The organism is Enterococcus sp. DIV0876 (genome assembly GCF_050529585.1).
GTDB lineage: Bacteria > Bacillota > Bacilli > Lactobacillales > Enterococcaceae > Enterococcus_D.
Genome location: NZ_CP172882.1, coordinates 2,966,024 through 2,988,954, shown reverse-complemented (window position 1 = coordinate 2,988,954; position 22,931 = coordinate 2,966,024). Strand labels below are relative to the sequence as shown.

19 protein-coding genes are annotated in these 22,931 nt (G+C 39.4%); 15 read left to right on the top strand and 4 right to left on the bottom strand.

Annotated elements, in window-relative coordinates; translation table 11 throughout:
* Positions 1-335: 335 nt before the first annotated feature.
* Positions 336-779 carry a helix-turn-helix domain-containing protein gene (locus tag IGI41_RS14170; RefSeq protein WP_430610429.1) on the bottom strand — a complete coding sequence of 148 codons (444 nt, stop codon included), beginning with the start codon at positions 777-779 and terminating at the stop codon, positions 336-338.
* A gap of 408 nt (positions 780-1,187) precedes the next feature.
* On the opposite strand from IGI41_RS14170, the gene IGI41_RS14165 reads away from it, so the two are divergent.
* The 5 genes from IGI41_RS14165 to IGI41_RS14145 are packed head-to-tail and all read left to right on the top strand — an operon-like array spanning position 1,188 to position 6,211.
* Positions 1,188-2,504, top strand: a complete 1,317-nt coding sequence (locus IGI41_RS14165) for an ABC transporter substrate-binding protein (RefSeq protein WP_430610428.1) — start codon at positions 1,188-1,190, stop codon at positions 2,502-2,504.
* Positions 2,505-2,523: 19 nt separating this feature from the next.
* Positions 2,524-3,393: a carbohydrate ABC transporter permease gene (locus tag IGI41_RS14160; RefSeq protein WP_430610427.1), complete on the top strand. Its 870-nt coding sequence runs from the start codon at positions 2,524-2,526 to the stop codon at positions 3,391-3,393.
* Positions 3,383-4,216 (top strand): carbohydrate ABC transporter permease, encoded by an 834-nt coding sequence (locus IGI41_RS14155; protein ID WP_430610426.1) that lies wholly within the window; start codon positions 3,383-3,385, stop codon positions 4,214-4,216. Before IGI41_RS14160 ends, IGI41_RS14155 begins: the two co-directional genes overlap by 11 nt.
* A 22-nt stretch (positions 4,217-4,238) precedes the next feature.
* Entirely contained in the window at positions 4,239-4,865 is a 627-nt protein-coding gene (locus tag IGI41_RS14150; RefSeq protein WP_430610425.1) for a YesL family protein, read from the top strand.
* 35 nt (positions 4,866-4,900) lie between these two features.
* Positions 4,901-6,211: an alpha-glucosidase/alpha-galactosidase gene (locus tag IGI41_RS14145; RefSeq protein ID WP_430610424.1), complete on the top strand. Its 1,311-nt coding sequence runs from the start codon at positions 4,901-4,903 to the stop codon at positions 6,209-6,211.
* Between the two features lie 301 nt (positions 6,212-6,512).
* On the opposite strand, the gene IGI41_RS14140 is transcribed toward IGI41_RS14145, so the two are convergent.
* Together IGI41_RS14140 and IGI41_RS14135 are read right to left on the bottom strand one after the other, a co-directional pair.
* Positions 6,513-7,889 carry an MATE family efflux transporter gene (locus IGI41_RS14140; protein ID WP_430610423.1) on the bottom strand — a complete coding sequence of 459 codons (1,377 nt, stop codon included), beginning with the start codon at positions 7,887-7,889 and terminating at the stop codon, positions 6,513-6,515.
* 410 nt (positions 7,890-8,299) lie between these two features.
* Entirely contained in the window at positions 8,300-9,238 is a 939-nt protein-coding gene (locus IGI41_RS14135) for a hypothetical protein (RefSeq protein ID WP_430610422.1), read from the bottom strand.
* Between the two features lie 120 nt (positions 9,239-9,358).
* Between IGI41_RS14135 and IGI41_RS14130 the strand changes: the two genes are divergently transcribed.
* From IGI41_RS14130 to IGI41_RS14110, 5 genes are all read left to right on the top strand, one after another.
* Positions 9,359-10,768 (top strand): FAD-dependent oxidoreductase, encoded by a 1,410-nt coding sequence (locus tag IGI41_RS14130; RefSeq protein WP_430610421.1) that lies wholly within the window; start codon positions 9,359-9,361, stop codon positions 10,766-10,768.
* Positions 10,769-10,778: 10 nt separating this feature from the next.
* On the top strand, positions 10,779-12,059 hold the full coding sequence (locus tag IGI41_RS14125) for a citrate transporter (protein ID WP_313540118.1): 1,281 nt from the start codon (positions 10,779-10,781) through the stop codon (positions 12,057-12,059).
* Positions 12,060-12,081: 22 nt separating this feature from the next.
* Positions 12,082-14,217: a hydantoinase/oxoprolinase family protein gene (locus IGI41_RS14120; RefSeq protein WP_430610420.1), complete on the top strand. Its 2,136-nt coding sequence runs from the start codon at positions 12,082-12,084 to the stop codon at positions 14,215-14,217.
* A gap of 11 nt (positions 14,218-14,228) precedes the next feature.
* Positions 14,229-14,846 (top strand): hypothetical protein, encoded by a 618-nt coding sequence (locus tag IGI41_RS14115; protein WP_430610419.1) that lies wholly within the window; start codon positions 14,229-14,231, stop codon positions 14,844-14,846.
* Between the two features lie 65 nt (positions 14,847-14,911).
* Positions 14,912-15,790 (top strand): ROK family protein, encoded by an 879-nt coding sequence (locus IGI41_RS14110; protein ID WP_313540126.1) that lies wholly within the window; start codon positions 14,912-14,914, stop codon positions 15,788-15,790.
* A gap of 45 nt (positions 15,791-15,835) precedes the next feature.
* Here IGI41_RS14110 and IGI41_RS14105 read toward each other — a convergent pair whose 3' ends face one another.
* Positions 15,836-16,687, bottom strand: a complete 852-nt coding sequence (locus IGI41_RS14105; RefSeq protein WP_430610418.1) for a MurR/RpiR family transcriptional regulator — start codon at positions 16,685-16,687, stop codon at positions 15,836-15,838.
* Between the two features lie 294 nt (positions 16,688-16,981).
* Here IGI41_RS14105 and IGI41_RS14100 point away from each other — a divergent pair, with 294 nt between their 5' ends.
* The 5 genes from IGI41_RS14100 to IGI41_RS14080 all read left to right on the top strand — a co-directional run bounded on the left by IGI41_RS14100 (position 16,982) and on the right by IGI41_RS14080 (position 22,748).
* On the top strand, positions 16,982-18,250 hold the full coding sequence (locus tag IGI41_RS14100; RefSeq protein WP_430610417.1) for a M20 family metallo-hydrolase: 1,269 nt from the start codon (positions 16,982-16,984) through the stop codon (positions 18,248-18,250).
* A 2-nt stretch (positions 18,251-18,252) separates the two neighbouring features.
* Positions 18,253-18,711, top strand: coding sequence for a PTS sugar transporter subunit IIA (locus tag IGI41_RS14095; protein ID WP_430610416.1), 459 nt, complete (start codon positions 18,253-18,255; stop codon positions 18,709-18,711).
* 75 nt (positions 18,712-18,786) lie between these two features.
* The gene (locus IGI41_RS14090) at positions 18,787-19,566 is read left to right on the top strand and encodes a MurR/RpiR family transcriptional regulator (protein ID WP_430610415.1); all 780 of its coding nucleotides are present in this window, start codon (positions 18,787-18,789) and stop codon (positions 19,564-19,566) included.
* 186 nt (positions 19,567-19,752) lie between these two features.
* Positions 19,753-21,345: a PTS transporter subunit EIIC gene (locus IGI41_RS14085; RefSeq protein ID WP_430610414.1), complete on the top strand. Its 1,593-nt coding sequence runs from the start codon at positions 19,753-19,755 to the stop codon at positions 21,343-21,345.
* Between the two features lie 20 nt (positions 21,346-21,365).
* Entirely contained in the window at positions 21,366-22,748 is a 1,383-nt protein-coding gene (locus IGI41_RS14080) for a M24 family metallopeptidase (RefSeq protein WP_430610413.1), read from the top strand.
* Positions 22,749-22,931 lie beyond the last annotated feature (183 nt).

Here is a 22,931-nt window from a genome sequence, read left to right as displayed (position 1 = left end):
TGTGTAAAGGCTGCATCACAGAACAAAAGATTTACTTGATAGTTTATGGGAGGTTACCCACTTGAGTATGGTAGAGGCAGTTGTAAGCTAGTTGATTTTGAGTGCAACCCATCAAGCCTTATGGTTCTGATGGTCATGAATGAACTGACAAGGGGGCATACTGGCGATTCCCGAAGACATACAAGTGATTCTGGGAGAAGTTGGGACTGCTTAGTTGCATTTTAGTGGTAACGGTTGCAAATCATAGCTCAAAAGTCTTCCTTTTTTCGTGCGTTCGTTTGTTTAACAAATCTTTGTCAGACGGGCTGAAAAGAATTTGTTAAACAAAGTCTTTTTTATGTGCGTGCCAGTTGCGCACGAACTACTTGTTTGGTAACTTCAAATGCCATCGCTAGAGCCTTCTGTTCTTCACTAGACAATACTCTACCTTCAAAAGTTAACGCAGGTTCCTTCTTTAAAAAATCGACAAACCTGGACATTTGCTTGGAGATATCTTTTTGATTTTTGTTTCGATAATCCGAGAAGCTTTCTTGTACATCTGCAACAATTTCAGCCTTGTTATCAAGAATCAAATCTGTAGAGACTTGAAATATTTCGGCGAGTTTTAAAATTTCGATATCTCTTAAAGGACGTTCGCCTCGTTCAATTCTACCAAGTACATTTTTGTTTAGGTTCATGAGATTGGCCAAATGAGCTTGAGAAAAGTTTTTACTTTCTCTAAGATCAACTATATTTTCTCCTATTCTTGAGTAATTGTACAAATTCTCTTGTTGCGCCATAAGAATATCCCTCACTATACCTGTTTTATAAAATCGTATCATAGAACACAAAATAGGTATGTTTTATATACAAAATAGATAAAAATATGAAAATATCTGTTTTGTTGTGTTAAGATATGGTGTATACGAAATAGATATAGTGGATAAATGATTAGAAATTGATACGAAAGAAGAATGTGTCGCTTGCATATAAGGTATAGCGCAATTGGCTATTTTTGGCTGAAAGATGCTAACTATTATTCTCATCCCAGCAACAAAAACAATCAAAGTCTTCAAACAAACCGCAGCAAACGAAAGGAGCGAAAGAAATATAGTGCTGTCTACCCACACTAAATCTAAATGAAGAGTGTGCCCAAGTTTTACCCGCAATTTGATTTTTATACCAACAAACAATAAGGAGGATGTCACATGAAGAAAAGATTAGGTTGGCTAAGCATCATTTGTTTCGTCAGTATGTTATGTCTAACGGCATGTTCAAATGAAACAAATCAAGGTGCCAACGGCAATGAAGAAGGGCAGGTGTCATTGACAATGACAGCTTGGGGCAATCCAGCAGAACAAGCTGTGTACCAGCGAGCGATCGATGCATATATGGAGAAGAATGAAAACGTATCCATCGAGTTGATCCCTGCACCTGGGGACACATACTTGCAGCAATTACTGACACAATTGCAAGGCAGCCAGGCACCGGATTTATTTTACGTAGGAGAGGTGCAAATGGCACAGTTGATTGCGACGGGGAGGATCATTGAATTAACCGATTTCCTCGAATCTGAAGAGAGTTATGTCAGTATCGATGATTTTGCGCCGGGGATATGGGGACCTGCGCGAAAAGAAGACAAGATATATGGGGCTTCTGTCGATGCCAACCCGATGCTGCTTTATTACAACAAAAATGTCTTGGCAGAAGTCGGAATCGATCCAGACGAACCGCAAAGATTATATGAAGCGGGAGAGTGGAACTGGGAAAACTTCCAGCGAATCAATGAAGAAGTCACGGCCAGCGGAAAGTATGGTCATGTGCTAGAAACTGGTGCGCACCATTTGTTTAGTTGGTTGTGGTCCAATGGTGGAGAAATGTATGGAGAAGATGGCTCATTTGTTTTGGCCGATCACACACAGGGGCAAGAAACCTTTTCGTATTTGACAGAAAATGTCTGGGCTGGGAATTTTACTTATGCTGGCGCTTTGCCAGAAGGACAGGGCGGCGATGCTATGTTTATGTCGAATCAGACGGCTTTTGTTTCTGCTGGACGCTGGTTTACGCCGATGTTCAGTGAAAATGAAGCACTAGATTTTGATTATATTCCCTATCCAACCAATACGGGGGAGATCCTCGAACCGAGTTTCATTGCCACAGCGTACCTAGCCGTAGGAGATCATACCGAAAACAAAGAAGAAGCACTGCGTTTTCTGTCTTACTACACCTCTGAGCAAGGGCAGCGCGACCGTCTAGAAAATGAGGGCAATGCGGTACCGTCCGTGGTGTCGGCGGATGACATTATCGAAAATGCAACGATTCCTGATCATGCTAGTTATTTGATCGATACACGGGACGTCGGCAAAGTAGAAGACAAGCAAGCATTGGTACCAGGATTAAGCGAACAGTTGGAAAGTATTTTTGACTTATTATTCTTGGGTCAGTTGGATTTGGATGAAGCAATCGAACGCTTGGATAAAACGGCGAATGCATTGATTGAAGAGAATAAACAAGCACAAAATTAGTTGATAAGGATGTGAGAGGATGCAAAAAAGTGCGACAAAGTGGGCATGGTTGTTTCTAACCCCGCAATTAATCGGACTCATTATTTTTTCTTTGATTCCAGTCGTCATCGCCATTGGTTTAAGCTTTATGTCTTGGGATGGGTTCGGCGCACGGACCTTTGTCGGGATTCAGAATTATCTCAATCAGTTTGCCAATCCTGATTTCTGGACGGCAACGTACAATACGATGCTATACACGTTATTGACAGTGCCGATCGGGCTGGGTTTGGCCTTGTTACTGGCGGTTGCTTTAAATAAACGCACTGGCAAAAACGTGTACCGTTTGTTCTTCTTTATGCCTGTTGTGACCAGTTCCGTCTCCGTGTCCGTGATGTGGATGTGGATATTGAATGGCGATATTGGAATTTTGAATCAGGTCTTGGCATGGGTGGGGATTCAAGGACCCAATTGGTTGACGGATACACGGATCGTGATGCTGTCCATCGCTGTACTCAGCATCTGGTGGCAGTTGGGCTACAATATGGTGATCTTTTTGGCGGGAATTCAAAATATTTCAAAATCGTATTATGAAGCAGCGCAAATGGATGGCGCAAATAAAGTACAACAATTTTTTAAAATTACCTTACCGATGTTGTCGCCTACAACGTTTTTCTTATCTATCATGGCAATCATCAGTTCGTTTCAAGTATTTGACCAAGCGTTTGTACTGACAAGAGGCGGACCAGGGAAGGCTAGTTATACGCTGGTGTATCATATCTACCAACAAGCGTTTATTGATTTTCGATTTGGCGCCAGTTCTGCGGCAGCAGTCATTTTATTCGCTGCAATCATGATCCTGACGTTGATTCAATTCTACGCACAAAAAAAGTGGGTGCATTATGAAGAATAAGCGCACATTCATTGGCAAACTATGCTTGCATGGATTATTGGCCATTGGCTCATTTTTGATGGTCTTTCCCTTTTTATGGACAATTGGTAGTTCCTTGAAAAACATGACCCAGATTTTTGCCATCCCACCTGTTTGGATACCAAATCCAATTGTTTGGCAGAATTATATTGATTCATTCCAAGCCATGCCCTTTGGACGTGCGTATTGGAATAGCTTCTATATCACTGTGCTTGTTGTGGCGGTTCAATTGTTTACTGGCTCGATGGCGGCGTTTGCATTTGCCAAATTGCGATTCAAGGGTAGTGAGTTGTTATTTCTGCTATTTTTGGCAACCATGATGATTCCTAAACAAGTGACGATGATTCCTTTGTATTTGATTATGGACAGATTGGGTTGGCTCAATACCCATCTGCCCTTGATTATTCCAGGCGCTTTGTTCAATGCCTTTGCGGTTTTCTTATTAAGACAATTTATTCGAGGAATCCCTAAAGAACTAGAAGAAGCCGCAATCATCGATGGCGCACATATCCCACGCATTTACTGGAGTATTGTCTTACCCTTGATCAAACCAGCGCTGGCAGCGATGACGATCTTTATCTTCATGGGGACCTATAATAACTTTATGGATGCGTTGATCTATCTTTCATCGCCAGATAAATTCACAGTGCCTTTGCTGCTGAACAATTTTAAAGGCTTGTATGTGACCAACTGGTCCTATATGATGGCTGGCGCCACGATCTCTGTAATTCCAATTATCTTGGTTTATCTAGTTGCGCAACGCTACATTATCGAAGGCATCACATTGACGGGGATCAAAGGCTAGGATAGAAATGGATGGTGTAGGAATGAAAATCAAACCAGTCGCCTATTATTTGGACGTAGTAATGAAATTTGCCTATTTGAATATACTTTGGTTGGGTTTCACACTATTGGGTGTCGGGATAGTCGGCTTTTTCCCAGCCACGATGACCGTATGCGTGCTGCTTCGGGGATACATTCTTGATGGAGAGATGGAATGGACCATCAAGGGATTTTTAGCCTGTTACCAGCGCCTATTCATTCGAAGCAATAGCATCGGGGGAATCTGTCTGCTGCTGGTAGGTGCGATGGCTGTCAATGTACAACTCATGGTCACCACGCAAGAACAGCTACTGATCTGGTTGCGTCTGCCGGTATTGCTGACAACTCTTGGCGCATTGCAGCTGCTCTTATACATCTTCCCGATTGCAGTGCAAAGCATCGAACCGATCCATAAACTGTTTTTCACAGCGTGCTGCTTGGTATTGGCCTATCCATTACGGACGGGAAAGTTGTTGCTATCTTTGCTGCTGATATGCGGTGTATTTTTCTTATTTCCAGTCTGTTTGGTGCTCTTTTCGGGCAGTGCCAGTCTATATCTCGTCATGAACAACTATCTCAGAATCCACGAAAAAGCCAACAATACCAGGTCAAAAAAGACAGTGTACGAATGATGATATAAACGAAATCAATCAAAAGGAGCTTTAATATGGTGAAGATTACATTTATTGGGGCAGGTAGTACGATTTTTGCGAAAAATGTGTTAGGTGATGCGATGTTGACGCCAAGTCTATCCGATGCCCATATCGCATTGTATGATATTGATGAAAAAAGGCTGAAAGAGTCTGAGCTGATGTTAAAAACGATCAATAAAAACGTGAATCATGATCGTGCCCACATTCAGTCTTATACCGAGCGAAAAGAAGCCTTAACAGGTGCCGATTTTGTCGTGAATGCCATTCAAGTTGGTGGGTATAAACCTTCTACTGTGATTGACTTTGAGATCCCCAAGAAATATGGGTTGCGACAAACCATCGGTGATACGATGGGAATCGGTGGTATCTTTCGCACATTGCGGACATTGCCTGTGATGATTGCATTTGCTAAAGAGATGGAAGAAGTGTGCCCGAAAGCTTGGCTGCTCAATTATACCAATCCAATGGCGATGCTGACGATGGGGGTCTTGAAAGCCACCAAGATCAAGACGGTTGGACTTTGTCATAGTGTTCAAGTCTGTGTGGCAGACTTGTTCAAGCAATTAGGGATCTCAGAACAATATGACCCAGAGGACTTTCAATGGCAGATTGCGGGCATCAATCACATGGCCTTTTTGTTGGAGCTGACCAAAGATGGGCAAGATTTCTATCCAGAAATCCGTCAACGAGCAGCCGAAATAGCGCATCCCCATGCGGACTCTGTCCGGTTTGAATTGATGCAACGCTTTGGCTACTATATCACCGAATCAAGCGAGCATAACGCAGAATACCATCCTTACTTTATCAAATCTCTATATCCGGAATTGATTGACACATTTGCGATTCCTTTGGATGAGTATTTGCAGCGATGTGAAGACCAAATCAATGATTGGCAGGCGATGCGCGAAAGCATTGTGCTAAATGGCGCATTGACCCATACACGCAGCAAAGAATATGCTTCTTATATCATGGATGCCATTGTGACAGGAAAACCAACCGTCATCGCGGGAAATGTTTTGAACAAGGGCTTGATCACCAATTTACCTGAGGATTGCTGTGTGGAAGTGCCTTGTTTGGTTGACAGAAACGGGGTGCAACCAACCTATGTTGGCGATTTGCCTACTCAGTTGGCAGCCTTGAATCGCACCAATATCAATGTGCAAGAATTGACGGTAGAAGCCGCCTTGACATTGGATCGATCAAAAATTTACCAAGCAGCGTATTTAGATCCGCATCTATCGTCAGAATTATCGCTAGAGGCGATTACGGGTTTAGTAGACGAGTTGATCGAGGCCCATGGTGCGTATTTGCCAGCGTATCGATGAAGTCACTCCGAGTGTAAAAGCTTCGCGGGAACAATGAGTTGTTGTCATTCACGGGGAACCTAGTCCCACTCTGGTTGCTCATCATAATAACAAATAGCGAGATTAAAAGGGAAAAATTAGCTTCACCTTCGCCTAGTCTTTAGATGATCAAAAAAGAAAAGAGCCAATTCGGGTTGCCCCGACTGGCTCTTTTTGGTTAACCGTGTCTGCTAAGATATAAACGATTCTCTCATTCATTTCGTCCTACTGCAGGTATCAAAATGAAGTGAGGGGTGATGATCCGACTTTTAGATTATTCCCCTCACTGCACAATATTCTTCACCCAAAGATCAGACCGTATCAAACGATACCCAATCCCACTCTTTAGCAGTTCGATCAATTGGCAGCACAAGTAGACCAAGACGATCGAAAGACTCGTGTGGGTGCTTAATACGAAGGCCAAAGGCAAGACGATCACCCAAGTAAAGACACTATCGAATAAGAAGGTAATAAAGGTTTGGCCGCCAGAACGCAAGATGAAATAGCTGGCGTGATTGAAGGCGTACATCGGCATACATAGTGCGGCCACTTTAATGAATTGACTCGCCAACGTTTTGACTGCTGGTTCGGTTTGGTAAATTTCTGGGAAGAAAGGTGCAACCACGATCATCAAAAGGCCTAATACCAGACAACTCATAACAGAAAAGAAGAGCAGCTTCCGGGCACTGTCTTTGGCTTCATCAAATTTATCGGCGCCAAGAAGTTGTCCCACCATGACGGCAACAGCACCGCCAAGTGCCATGTAGACGATATTGAACAAATTAGAGACAGTAGATGAAATATTCAAGGAAGCAATCACTGATAAGCCGCGGACAGAATAAGCTTGAACGATCATCGTTTGACCAATCGCCCAAAGAATCTCATTGGCCATCAATGGCGACCCTTTACGCAGGATTTGTTTGACCAAATCCAAAGGTACTCGGAATTGGTGATAAACGCGAATAGCAAAAGGATTCTCCGCTTCGTGGCGATGCACCCAGTACATCGTGATCCCACATTCGACGATACGGGCAATCAAGGTCGAAATTGCTGCACCCCGCACCCCTAAAGCAGGAAAGAAAAACATACCGAAAATCAGCAGAAAATTCAAGGCGGTATTCGTGACTACGGCAATGCTGCTGGCAAACATCGGCACCATGGTTTTGCCCATCTCTCGTAAAGAACTGGCATAAGCTTGAGAAATGGCGAAAAATGGCAGACTGAATAATAGAATCACCAGGAATTCCTTGGCCGAGGCTAAAGCAAGTGTCAACTCAGCACTGTCCCCTGCGCCATGTAAATACAGACGAATCAAAAAATCTTGGCCGAAGAACAACAGACCCATCGCCAATAAGCAAATCAATAGATTACCCACCAGTTTAAAGCGAAACGCATCCCGCATCCCATGGTAATCCTGTTTTCCATAAAACTGGGTACCGAAAATACTCCCGGCAGAAACGATCCCAAAAATACTCAAGTTAAAAACGAATATCAGCTGATTGACGATCGCTACGCCAGACATTTGGGCAGTACCGATTTGTCCCACCATCAAATTATCTAATAAGCCAACAAAATTGGTGATGGCGTTTTGGATCATTATCGGGATCGCAATCGTTAAGACAGTGCGGTAAAAAGCTTTGTTTCCAATAAATTTTTGCATGGCTCCTCCATAAACAATCAAAGATTTTAAATAGGCTTACCCAGTATAGCAAAAAGTTGTGTGAGAAAAAAGAAGGGTTCCATGATGAGAGGATTAGGAAAGACGTTTTTTGATGAATAAATCGGTTAGGCGTGAGCATCTCAAATAACTGCAGATAGAATTGAGGGACATGAGACAGCAAATAACCCTATGTCTCACTCCCCTTATCCTGTTTATCCAATCATTTTTCGTGCCACTCGTTCTTTATTTGTTTGGTCAAATACCATTGCTAGGGTCCATTCTTCATGTTGTGATAGACTTCCCAAATGCCCATCAATTCAATATTAGATAGCTATATACGTTTATTTTGCTTCGATATTACCAAATGAAAATAAATTTTTTTGAGGTCAGGTTTATTATAGATAGTGTCCTTAGCGATTGTAGAATTGAAAGGTCGTTACGGAATGATAAGGATTTTGTGGAGAAAAGGTAACCAGTTGCAAATCATTCGCAGGATATTGTGTTTCAAATGTGATTCCGCTATAAATGGGATATAAAGTATCTCCGCGAGAGAAAGGTTCCTGAGCAATATTAAATGTATAAATCACAACACTTGGCAAAGAAGTTTCAAAACGAATTTTACGACCATTGTTAGGATGTTCTAACAGTCCTTTACGCGGTCCATTCAATTTAAAAGTATGGTTTATTCCATGTGTGGCATAGAGTGTTTTTAGGTTTCTAGGATTCTGGAAGTTCAATTCTGGTGTTAATTTGGTCAATGAATTGGGTTGAATCAAATTATTTTTCTCTGTATAAGTATACGCCGCATCCAACTGGAAAATATGATTTTTTATTGGATCAAAATGAGAGCCATTTAAATTAAAATACATATGATTTGTTGGATTGATAAACATTTCAGTTTTGGGAGAAACATCTATTTGCATACTAATTCTGCATTCGGTATCGATTGAATAAATTATATTTGCAGAATAGTTTTCTGTTGTACAGCGAAAAGTAATCGTGATTTTATGCTGCGTATTGCTGCACGATTGTGTCCAAACTTTTTTGTCCCAACCATCAGAGCCACCGTGAAAATGTATTGGAAATCGGTTTTGTTCTAAATTTGTATGTTTGACATCATAACGTCCGGCAAGAGGACCTACAATACTTCCTGCAAACGTTCTTTTATCTAGCCACTCTTTCTTTGATGGTGTTATTAAAATATTTTCCATTTTACCCGTTTTATCTGCAAGTTTGATTTCAAATATTGATGCACCGATATTTGAAAATAGAATTTCTAGTTGGTTTTTGATTAAGACTTTAGTAAATATAATGCCTTTGCATAGAGGCTCCTCTTTGAGCTCAAACATGTAAAAACTCCTTTTTTGATTTAGTATAACTTTTAATGAAAATAATTTCCATAAGTATTGACTGTATTTGAAAATGATGTATCATGTAATTGTAAACGTAAACTGAAAGGGGTTGCAATTTTGAATTTAAATCTGTCTGAAAAAAATTATGATGTAGTTGTCGCTGGAGGAGGAATGTCTGGTGTATTTGCTGCCATTGCTGCTGCAAGAAATGGTGCTAAGACATTGATTGTTGATCAAAATGGCTATTTTGGTGGAACATTAACTGCAAATGGGGTTGGTCCGATGATGACTTACTTCGCGGGTGACAAGCAAGTAATACTTGGATTAGGACAAGAAATGGTTGAAAGATTAACAGATAGAGGATACTCTCCTGGCCATGTTTTGGATTCAACGAATTATATTTCATACGTTACGCCGTTTTCAGCAGAGGGATTAAAAATTGTTTTAGACGAAATGATCAGTGAATCAGGTGCAGATGTTTTGTTCCACACTTATTTAATTGGATTAGATAAAGAAGGAAATGAAATAAAATCTATTACAATCGCAAATAAAGATGGTATTAGCAAAGTGCACAGTAAGGTATTTATTGATGCAACTGGTGATGGAGATCTTGCTGTAATGTCCGATGTACCATTCCAGTTAGGAAGAGAAACTGACAATGCTATGCAGCCAATGACGATGAATCTAAAAGTATATGGTGTAGATACACAAAAATTGCGTGAAGCAGTTTTAAATGATCCAAATAAATTTCCCCGTCTAAATCGAGACTTGGATGTCATGAAGAATACAGAAATCTTATCTTTTGTTGGTTTTGATGATGAATTTAAAAAAGCCAAAGAAGAAGGTAGAATAAATATTCCTCGTGAAGATATTTTATTTTTTGAAACCAATGTTCCTGGGGAATTTATTATGAACACATCAAGGATCATCAATGAAAGTGGTGTTTCTGCAGAAGGGTTAACTAGAGCAGAAATGATTGGCAGAAAGCAATGTGAGGAGCTATATCATTTCTTGGTGGAGTCAGTTCCAGGTTTTGAAAATGCAAAAATAGCATATAGCGGACCAAGTGTAGGTGTTCGAGGAACCCGTCAGATCAAAGGGAAATATACATTGACCAATCAAGATGTTTTAGAAAATAAACATTTTGATTCAACAATAGCTCATTCTGGTTATCCGATTGATATTCATAATCCTAAAGGTGAAGGAACAGTTTCAGTTCACGCGAATCAGACTGAAGAAGTTGCTCATGATAAATTTGATAAATCTGTATTTGATAGTTACTACCGGATTCCTTATGAAATTATGATTACAAATGAAATATCTAATTTAATCGTAACGGGGCGCTGTGTATCGGCATCATTTGAAGCACAAGCAGCCATTCGTACAACGCCAACGATGACTGCATTAGGTCAAGCTGCAGGAACTGCTGCCGCACAAGCTGCAAAGAGCAATACAGGTATTGGGGATATTGATATGAAAGAATTACAAAATAAATTGATTGAGCAAAAGAGCTTTATCGAAATTTAGGAGGATAAAAATGGCAACAGTACAATTAATAGGGATATTATTGGTATTCTTCATTTTAGTTGGGTTGATGATGACAAGAAAGGTACCGACAATTATAGCATTGCCGATTATGGCGATCGCCATTTCATTGATTGCGGGTATCACATTAATATCAAATGATGCGGAACAATTTACAGTTGTGAAAGACGTATTAGAAGCAGGTTCGATGCGTATGGCAACAGCTATATCTGGATTAATATTTGGTTCTTTATTTGGTAAAGTTCTATCAAAAGTTGGTGTCACAGAAACGATTATCAAAAAAGCCGCTGAGATGGCAGGGGATAAAGCGCTGCCTATCGCACTATCTTTCTTAGTTGTTTGTTCTGTAATATTCGCTGCTAGTAATGGTTTAGGGATGGTGATCTTAGTTGGAACAATTATTATTCCAATCATGATTTCAGCCGGACTATCACCCATGGTTAGTGGAATTGTTTTATTATTAGCAAATGGGATCGGTGTCACTTTTTCTGTTTCGACGTTAGCCGTTTATATTGATGTACTGGGTCTAAAATTGAGTGAAGTAACGAGTTATTCATGGTTAGTCGGTATACCATTGATTGTTGTATCAATTCTCATGGTGGTTTATTATGTTCAGTTTAGTGGGAAAAGACGCAAGGCTTGGGCAATGCCTGCAAAAAAAGGTCGTAATGGACAGGTCAGAAGTATTGCATTAATATCGCCAATTGTTCCGGTTGTTTTGGTATTTGCTTTTCAAGTTCCTTTAGTTGCTGCAATTATTGCAGGTATCATTGTGACGCTTATTTTAAGTACACCTAAAAACCCTATCCATGTTGTAAGCAGCGCGTTTGTTGAAGGTATTCAAGATGTTGCGGGGGCCGCAGGTCTTATGATTGGCATCGGTATGTTGCTGAATGCTGTAATGTCAGCGGAGGTTTCAAGTATTTTACAACCTGCAATTTCAATGATGATCCCTAAGAATCAATTAATGTTTGTACTCATTTTTGGTCTGTTGTCTCCATTGGCTATTTATCGTGGTCCATTGAACGTTTGGGGATTAGGAAGCGGTATTATTTCTTTATTAGTTGCCGGAGGCATGAATCCGATTGCTGCAATGGTTGCTTTACGTTTAGATAGTAATGTTCAAGCGGTATGTGATCCTACCAATTCACATAATGTTTGGGTATCGGATTTTATTAAAACAGATGTCAATGAAGTGATGAAGAAAACGATTGGCTGGGTTGCTTGTTCAACTTTTATTGGATTGATCGTGGCATCATTCTTCCTATATTAAGCAGAGATTGAAGGGGAAACAAATGGGGAAAAAAGTTAGAATCGGAATCGATGTCGGAGGTACTTTTACAGATGCTGTCGCAATCGATAACGAAACATATGATGTAATAGCTAAGCTGAAAATTCCAACAACCCATGAAGAAGGGGTTGCACGAGGAATAGTCAAAATTATTCAAAAACTATTATCGGAAAATAATATAGCACCTGAGGATGTTATTTTTATAGCACATGGAACGACGCAAGCAACAAATGCATTACTTGAAGGTGATGTGGCCAAAGTCGGTATTATCGGTATGGGGACTGGTATGGACGCACGGACGGCAAAAAAAGAAACATCGATTGAGCATATTGAGTTGGCTCCAAATAAGTATCTGAATTCTGAGCATACATTTATTGATTCAGCTAAGCTGACAGAACAACAGGTAGAAAGAAGTATTCATGAATTGATCAACAAAGACTGTCAGGTAATTGTTGCTAGTGAAGCATACTCAGTAGATGATCCAGAAAATGAACAAAGAGTCATCCAAAAAGCTCAAGAAGAGAAATTGTTCGCTACAGGTGGACATGAAATATCACAATTATATGGATTAAAAATGAGAACACGGACAGCGGTTGTGAATGCATCATTGATTCCTAAGATGATGCAAACAGCGAATATGACAGAATCCGCGGTATTGGATACAAAAATTCAGTCGGGATTAATGATCATGCGTTGTGACGGTGGTGTAATGAGCATCAATGAAGTTCGGCAACGGCCTATTTTGACCATGTTATCAGGGTTGGCAGCTGGCGTGGCAGGTGCTTTAATGTATGAGAAAGTCAGTGATGGTATATTTTTTGAAGTTGGAGGAACCAGTGTTGATATCTCTGTCATTAAAAACGGCAAGGTGATGATCAAGTACGCACAAGTCGGTGGTCACAAAACATACCTTCGTTCATTAGATGTGCGTACGCTAGCAGTAGCTGGTGGTAGTATGATTCGTGTAAAAGATAAAAGAATCGTAGATGTGGGGCCTCGAAGTGCTCATATCGCTGGATTAGAATATGAATGTTTTACAGAAGTTACGAATTTAGAAAATCCAAGTATTGAATTTGTTTCACCTAGAGAAGGTGATCCAAATGAATATATTATTGTCCAAAGTACAAATGGCAAAGCCTATTCCTACACATTAGCAGGAGCGGCAAACTTACTCGGTTATGTTCCCGAAAATGATTACGCGCAAGGAAATATTGAAGCAAATCGGAAAGCTTGGGAAACTTTAGGTGCGTATTTAGGAATTTCTGCGGAAGATGCTGCCAAAGAGGTCATGAATTTTGCTATGGAAAAACTAGAACCAGTCATCAATGATTTAATTGATGAGTATGAAATGGATCGCAACTTTATCACGTTAGTCGGTGGTGGCGGTTCAGGTGCAATTGTTGTTCCAGCTTTAGCAGAATATTTTGATTACAAATGGAAGCTTGCTAAAAATGCACCTTATATCTCCACGATTGGTGTAGCTTTAGCAATGGTTCGCGAACAAATCGAACGATCCATTACAAATCCAAGCGAGAGTGATATCAAGAAAATTCGAGCAGATGTTATTGAAAAAATCATCCAATCAGGCGCGAACGAAGAAACGGTTGAAGTAAATATCGAAATTGATACACAACGAAATATTGTACGGGCTGTTGCTACGGGTGCAACAGAGTTGCGTCAAAAGAATCTAGGTGCGTCTGACGTAAATGAAGACCAATTAAAAGCGATAACTTCTGAAGCTTTAGGACTAGATGAATCTTGTCATGTAGCATTTGCAGGGAAAGTTGGCCGTTGGAATTTGATGGATGCAACTGTCATTAAGAAAAAGTTCTTCTTCAAGAGCAAACGGACCAATATTTGCGTCGTCGATCGTGAAGGTGTTGTTCGTTTCAAACATAGTAATGCACATTATCTCATGTTTCCGAAGAACCAATCAGATAAAGAGTTCTTAGCTTTTATTGATGAACACACCATCTATTCAGATGCAAATGCGACAATTCCAAAGGTATTCTTGTTCTTTAGAGAAAAAATGCTAGACTTAACAGGAATGCAAACACTAGAACAACTAACTTCAATTATGGATGTTGAAACAGAAAATCTAGAAACAAATGAAGAAATTATTGCGGTTGCCTATAAATAGAGGGAGTAACTATGGATTATTTTTCAGACGAATTTTTAGCTTATTTAGAATTAAAACAAGATATGCTTTTTCACAAAATACCAGAAAAAGATATTCTGTTTTATATTGAGAAATCATTAAAAATAGGATCAGATTGTGCATTAAAAATAGGTAGGAGAGATATAGAAAATTTGTATGCTGAGAATGACATTCTCATAAAAGAAGAAGCGCATGACGGTGTTTTCTTTAAAGTCCAGATGCGTGCACAATTCGAATCTGATCGAAAAGGCAATAACCTAGTCTATTTGTATAACCAATCTATTATCCAATTAGCAGAAGAGAATCGTATAGATGTAAAAGAAATGAAGCGTATTATATTGGCACATGAGTTTTTTCACTATCTGGAGTCTAAGGAAAAGACACATGTTTATGATCAATTTTTACCGATTGAAACGACTAAATTTCTCATGTTTTCTCAAAAAGTTCATATTCGTCGTACAAGTGAAATAGCGGCAAATGCCTTTGCCAAATGCTTGTTGAATTTAAAACATCTCCCCAATTTCTATGATTACCAATATTTATTAAATAGCAAACAGATAAGTGTAAATGAAATTGAAGAAGAGTATGCAGCGTTTATTGCATTAAAATAGCAGGAATAAACAGCTAGATACGATTGTGTCTGGCTGTTTATGGTAAGAAGGGATAATAATACATCATGAAACGATATGGAAGTATTGAAGCTGGAGGGACAAAATTTGTTTGTGCTGTAGGTGACGAAAATTTCTCTGTTATTGACAAAAAAGTGATACCAACAAGAAACCCTGAAAGGACAATGGAACAGGTTAAACAATTCTTCTTAGAACAATCGGTGGATGCAATAGGTGTGGGAACTTTTGGACCTGTGGATATTGATCCTTTGTCAACGGCTTATGGGGAAATATTGGCATCTCCAAAAAAAGAGTGGCGAGGGTTCAATCTGATTCAGTCAATAAATTGTTGGTTTGATAAGCCGGTTTATTTTACGACTGACGTAAATGCTAGTGCTTATGGAGAGTATGCGATGGGTGGCGCAAAAAATGCCAAATCGTGTGCTTATATTACAGTGGGAACCGGAATTGGTGCTGGTGTGATTCAAAATGATCATTTTATAGGTGGCCTAACACATTTAGAAATTGGTCATGGATATGTAAAACAGCATGAATCGGATCGTGAATTCCTAGGGGTTTGTCCCTATCATGGTGCAAATTGCTTTGAAGGTGTTGCTTCAGGACCTAGTATAAAAGGCAGAATAGGTATTAGCGGAGAGGAACTTTCTTTAACACATTCAGTATGGGAACTAGAAGGCTATTATTTGGCGCAACTGGCCTATAATATAAGAGTGAACTTTGCGCCTGAAAAAATCATTTTTGGCGGGGGAGTAATGAATCCTCATTTGGTAGAGTGTATCAAGAAACAGTTTGTTGAGATAAATGCTGGATATGTTAACACACCAATATTAGACGACTATGTGGTTGTTTCAGAATTTGCTGAGAATGCCAGTGCTACAGTTGGAAATTTTGCTTTAGCCAAGCGAGAACTTAACAGAAACCGGTAAAGAAAGCTATTCAATTACTACTTAACAAGTAATTGAATAGCTTTTTTACCATTCATAAATAGCAGAATCAGCAGATTGATAAGAATTGATAATTGTATCACTGCTTAATTTCCGCTGACGCAAACCGCGGTTATCACGCAAAATTGTTGCAAAAATAATATCAAAAACTAAAGAAATCATCAAAGAGTTCGTTAATACTAAAGAATTATTAGCGGACATATGATCAGGAATAATGAATTTGATATCGATCATATCGCTTATCTTAGGATTATCATTGCTTGAAATCAATATTAATTTAACATTTTTTTGTTTTATCTTAGATAGGAATGGAATGATATCTTTAGTAATTACTGAAGGAACAACAGCAATGAGAACAGAATCACTACTCATATTCTCAATAGCAAGTTGTGTTTCTAGATTCTCATTTAAAGTGGTTACTTCCATACCTAGCTGTCTTAATTTAAAAGCAAACTCTTTGCTGACAAAAGATGTATTGTAAATCGATAAAATAAATACTTTTCGATTTAAAGTAATCATCGAGGCAGCATCTTCAATGTCTTGGGTATCCAACATGGCACATGTATTCGTTAACATTTTTTTGTAATCACGGGCAACATAATCAATCAAATTGGATTCATCAGAAGCACTTTCTTGATCATCGGATTGAGTAATACTCTGGGCAAGAGCTATTTTAAATTTATTGAATCCTTTATACCCAATTTTTTTGCTAAATCGATTAATACTAGCTTCCGAAGTATTTGTTTGTTTAGCCAAATTGGTAATACTGTTTGAAATAACGTATTCAGGATTTTCCAGAACGAATTTACTAATGTCATATTCACCAGATGTAAAACTGGATTCTAAAGATTTTATTTTAAGTAGTACTGCTGACTGCATATCATCTCCTCGTTTCTTAGTTTATTATAACAAGAAAATGAAAAAGTGAGTAGTTAGGCATCGTATTTTTTACTTATTACTATGATATATGTTGATATACTTTAATCAAATGAAGATTCTGATATCCACAAAGATTATTTAGTCAACCATTCTGGAGTCTCTCCTTTGTGATTGATAAGTCATGGGTCGAAGTAATATTCAGTTTGCGAATATAGGTTCATTATTCGTCCATACTATTGTCGCTGATTTCTACGAGTGCTACCATTTGTTCGTAGAAAACGGAGGAAAGCGACTATGCAAACAAATTTTGAACGTATCAAAAACGATATTGAAAATTTAGCGAAATATAACGCAACACCTGGTCAAGGAGTTACCCGTTCGGCATACTCTAAGGAAGACAGAGAAGCAAGAAACTACTTGATTGATCAGATGGAACAATTGGGGTTAGAGATCTGGGAGGATGGATTTTCCACTTTATTTGGCCGCCGAGCGGGAAAAAAAGCAGATGCTCCGGCAATTATGATTGGTTCACACTATGATTCGGTGGTGCATGGCGGTATGTTTGATGGTGTAGCCGGCGTGGTTACGGCTCTAGAAACGATGCGCATTTTAGAAGAAATCAATTTTGAAAATGAGTATCCGATTGATTTGATTTTGATGAATGCAGAAGAAGGGGAGACGTTCGGTCCAAGTACCGGTGTATCAAATTCGCGGGCGATGCTTGGTACCTTGACTATGGGTGAACTAGAAACCGTAAAAAACCGACACGGGCAAACAAAATTAGAAGCACTTCGCGCCTATGGGGTCGAACCTGACTTGAAGGCCGCTTATCGCGACCCAAAAACAATCAAACATTTTATTGAACTTCATATTGAACAAGGGCCTGTCTTGGAAGAAGAGGGAAAGGACATTGGCCTGATAGAATTTATTCCTGGAATTGGTCGATTTAAAGCACGATTTTTTGGTGAGACTGAAGACTCTACGGCACCTATGAAGAAACGAAAAGATGCTTTAGTTTCCGCATCTAAGTTTGTGCTTTTTGTAGATGAATGGATGAAAAGTCTTGGGGTGGGTATTGCCGGTACTGTTGGTAAACTTACGATCACACCCAATTCAAATCAGTTTGTGCCAGATTTTGTTGAAGCAGTTATTGAGATCAGAACTTTTGATACGAAGACCATTTCCCCCAAAGAAATAAAAGATAAACTGATCCATGCATTAAGGTTGATTCAAGAAGAAACGGGCGTACGAACGGAACTAGAAGAAATGGCGCGCATCAACTACAGTAATCCAACGAATCCAAGTGTCATGAATCAAAGCAATGTAGAAAAGATGCAGAAGATTTGTCATCAATTGGGGTATAGCTACCAGATTATTAACAATGGAACGGGTCATGATGCCATGATGATGACTGATTTTGTATCGACAAATATGATTTATATTCCATCAAAAAATGGGGTTACCCATCACCCAGATGAGTGGACAGATTTTGATGCTGTCAAAAAAGGTGCTGATGTGCTGTTACACTTAGTAATGGATATTTCGAAGGATCAGGAGGGGTAAGTATGGGTCTGTTTAGTAAAAAAGAAAAAATAGTCGCGCCAGTATCAGGTAAGTTGATTGAATTGAGCAAAGTAGAAGATCCTGTCTTTTCGCAAGGTATGATGGGCAATGGTTTTGCAGTCGAGCCAACAAGTGCCCGGGTGTTATCACCTGTTGCTGGTGTCATCAAATCTATTTTCCCCACCAAGCACGCACTTACATTAACTAGTGAGCAAGGAAGAGATGTATTGATCCATATTGGCATTGATACAGTTCAACTAAAAGGAGTAGGGTTTCAAGTGCTTGTAGAAGAAGGTCATAAGCTATTTGTGGGTGAGCCACTAATCATTTTTGATTGTGATCAAATTCGCGCGGAAAAACTATCAGATGTGGTGATGGTGCTTTTTCCAGAAGAAAAGAATATAGCTTTCAATGTCACTGAAAAGGATATTGTTGGAGGAGAAATTCTTTTCAAAATATAATAAGACTTAAAAAGATTATCCTTTCGTATTAAAATAAGAGGATAATCTTTTTTATATTATTTTGGAGGTGCAAAGATGACTTTGGAACAATTAGTAAACGAGTATCACGATAAACTAAATGAGAATGATGAGTATGTATTGCGTTTTATTATGCAAAATATGGAAATCAGTATGAGTCAAACCGTTTCTGAATTAGCTAAGCGGGCCAATGTATCTGACTCAACGATTATTCGATTGACGAAAAAACTTGGGTTTAAAGGTTATGGCGAGTTTCGTTACTATTTGAAAGAAGAATATGCCCGGATGCAAAAAACAAGAGTCGATACGAGTAGTTTGTTTCTCCCAGAAATATTGCTCAAAGACGTTCAAGCAACGATCAAGCTATTTGAGGATGACAAAAGTGTGGAAGATATCTATGAGGCAATCAGAAAGTCAGATAAGATTTTTGCCTATGCTACGGGATATGGTCAAAAAATGATGTTGAATGAATTTGCACGTTGCATGTGGAATTTGGGCATTTATGTCATTATTGTTCCTGAAAAAAATGAGTTAGAATTGATTTCGAAAAATTTGACAGACTGTGATTTGCTGCTTGTTGTATCATTATCAGGTCGTGTTGATCCTATTGATGATACGTTAAGAAAGATTCGTATGAAAGGTAGTCAGCTTATTTCAGTCACACGTTTTGGACAAAACAACTTGGCCTATCTTTCTGACTATAGTTTGTATTATCAAGTCACCAATATCAATGATATGAATGAATTGAACAATTCTTCATTTTGTACCTTGAACCTGACGTTAAGTTTATTATATGAAGGGTATATCAATTATAATAGACAAAGTGCTTTAGAATAGATCCAATGAAATGCGTACAATGATGTACGTATTTTTTATGATTTTATATTCACATTTTGAATGAAGAACCAAGTCATGAATCGCGGGTTTTATCCTTTTACGGGTATTGTTAGCGCTTTTCACCGATGCTATACTTCGATTGTACGAAGGAGGTACATGATAGTCCTATCAACTAAAGAGAAGAAGGTGTTTAAATTGAGAACGTATATCCAAAAATTAGGGAAGGCACTTATGGGTCCATTATCTATTATCGTGGCTTCTGGGTTATTACTAGGAATCGTATCTATTTTACAAAATCCTACCTTAGTAGGGGAAAGTTTTGCACATGCAACGGTTGTTCAAACGTTCGTGGGTGGTGTGCAGGCAGTTGTTGGCACCATGTTTGGATTATTGCCAATTCTTTTTGCAATCTCAGTTGCAATCGGTATGTCGCGAGAAGATAAAGAAATTGCCGCTTTTTCTGTAGTTATTGCATTTATATTATTTCATGTCGTAATCAATTACTTGTTGCAACTTAAAGGGATTACAGCTGAGAGTACTACTGTAGATCAATTAATGTCTGATGGTCTGAGCCAAATCAAAGCAGTAGAAACATCGAATATGTACGAGACACTTTTAGGCACATTTACTTATCGAATGGGTGTGTTCGGTGGTATCATTGCGGGACTTTGGACCGCTATGATCCATAATCGATATCATACAAAGCAATTGCCTACTGCACTTAGTTTCTTTAGTGGCAATCGTTTTGTTCCAATTATGATCGTCGTGACTATTCCATTTGTTTCAATTGCATCATTTTTAATCTGGCCTTTTGTTAATACGGCAATCAATGCTCTGGGCGGATTGATTGGCAAGTCAGGTGTAATTGGTACATTCCTCTATGGGTTTTCAGAACGGTTATTGATTCCAACGGGTCTTCATCACGTATTGAATCAATTGATTCGCTTCACACCAATTGGTGGTACTGCTATGATTGATGGAGAAACTGTATCAGGTGCATTATCGATTTTTAATGCAGAACTAGCAGCACCAGTAAAGGATATGGATATTTTAAGAAATGCCACTCGCTTCTTAACCCAAGGAACACATCCCTTTATGGTGTTTGGGTTGCCGGCAGCATGTTATGCTATGTATAAAACATCCTACCTAGCGCAACGCCCTAAAGTGAAAGGCATGCTGATTGCCGCAGCAGCGACATGCTTTTTAACTGGGATTACGGAGCCGATTGAATTTGCGTTTATCTTTATCTCACCAATCTTATGGGTTTTCCATGCCTTTATGGCAGGTTTATCTTTTATGTTGATGAATCTATTCGGTGTAGCTGTAGGTAATGCCGGGGGCGGGTTTATTGATTTGGCCATCTTTGGTATTTTACAAGGCACATATACGCGATGGTATTTAGTTGTAGCATTAGGTCTTGTGTATGCAGTCGCTTATTACTTCGTCTTCAAATATGTGATTGAGAAATTTGATGTGAAAACACCAGGTCGCTCTAATGATGACGTGTTGGAGGATGAGGAAGAAGAGAGCACCGAGAATGATTTAGGCAAGCTCATCTTGCAAGGTCTTGGCGGCGCTGATAATATACAAGAAATCGACAACTGTATCTCACGCCTACGCTTAGTTTTGAAAGATACAGCTCTGATTGATGAAAAACTATTGAAGAAAACTGGATCAATGGGTATTGTAAAAATTAATGACACAAATCTTCAAGTTGTCTATGGTGGACAAGTAGAATATGCGACGCGTTCATTAAAAATGGAAATAAAACGAAATTGAAATGAGAAAGAAGGGCCAACATGTCAACGATCAATTTAAAAAAAGTCACAGCTCCAGAGAAAGACCATGAAGCAAAAATCGTTCATTTAACTAATGAAACGATGGCAAAGCGCAAGGGAAAAGTCATTGAAGCCATGCAAAGTGCTGACATAGACACCTTAGTCATTTATTGCGATTTGGAACATGGCGGCAACTTTTCCTATTTGACGGGATTCGTCACGCGCTTTGAAGAAAGCTTGCTGGTGCTGCATCAATCAGGGGAAGCATTCTTGGTACTTGGCAACGAAAATACCAAAATGGTCAACTATACAAGAATCAGTGCCAAACTGATCCACACCCCTATTTTTTCGTTACCTGACCAACCGATGGCCAATGAACGAAAGCTAACCGATGTGTTAGCCACTGCCAAAATCGAAACAGGCAAAAAAGTTGGTCTTGTTGGGTGGAAACTGTTTACGACTGCTGAAGACAATCGGAAGTTGTATGATCTGCCCGCTTTTATCGTCAGTGCGGTGGAAGCCATCGTTGGAGCAGAGAATGTCAGCAATCGGACCGATCTATTCATTCATAGCGACTATGGTGTTCGCGCACAAAACAATGCCAATGAGATTGCCCACTATGCCTTTGGCTCATCTTTGGCGTCTGATTGTGTCTTGCGGGCCATTGACGAAGTAGCCGTAGGGAAAACAGAGATGGACATTGGCAGTCACTTGGTTCAATACGGCCAACGGACGAATGTATTTCCGATCGCAGCGACCGGAGATCGTTTTGAGAATGCTGTGATTTCCCCTACGGACAAAGAAATCAAGTTAGGCGACAAAATGTCGATCACCACAGGATTCAAAGGCGGTTTGGCCAGTCGCAGCGGGTATTGCGCAGCATCAGCGAAAGATCTTCCTGAGGCGCAAAAAGCGTATATCGAAAAAGTGGCAGCCCCCTATTACAAGGCGGTAGTGACATGGCTGGAACATATCAAAATCGGGATGCAAGGCAAAGCTTTATATGCATCGATAGAAGATGTTCTGCCTCAAACCACGTATCATTGGCATTTGAATCCGGGCCATTTGACCTCCGATGAAGAATGGATGTCTTCTCCAATCAAGAAAGAATCAGATATTGTCTTAAAATCTGGCATGATGCTGCAAATCGATATCATCCCATCAGTTGCTGGCTACGCAGGTACAAGTTGTGAAAATGGGATTGCGCTAGCCGACGAAAAACTGCGTCAGGAATTGGCGGAAGACTATCCAAATCTCTGGCAACGAATCACCCAGCGCCAAGCCTATATTCGTGACGTGCTAAATATTGATCTACCAGATGAAGTCTTGCCTTTATCCAGTGGAGTGGCATTCTATACGCCATTCTTTTTGGCAAAGGATGTAGCGTTTGTGAAAGAATCATAAGTATAAAGAGTAGTTACTGAGTATAATCTGTCATAAAAGTATTGAGCCGAAACAAAAAGTAAGTATCTGTTTCGGTTTTTTTAGTTGTCTGAGTATCCTGCCATGTCTGAGTGTATCAGTACATAATAGATTTTTTTGATCGAATTAAGTATTTTTAGGTTTTTGTCTTGTATATAAATATAA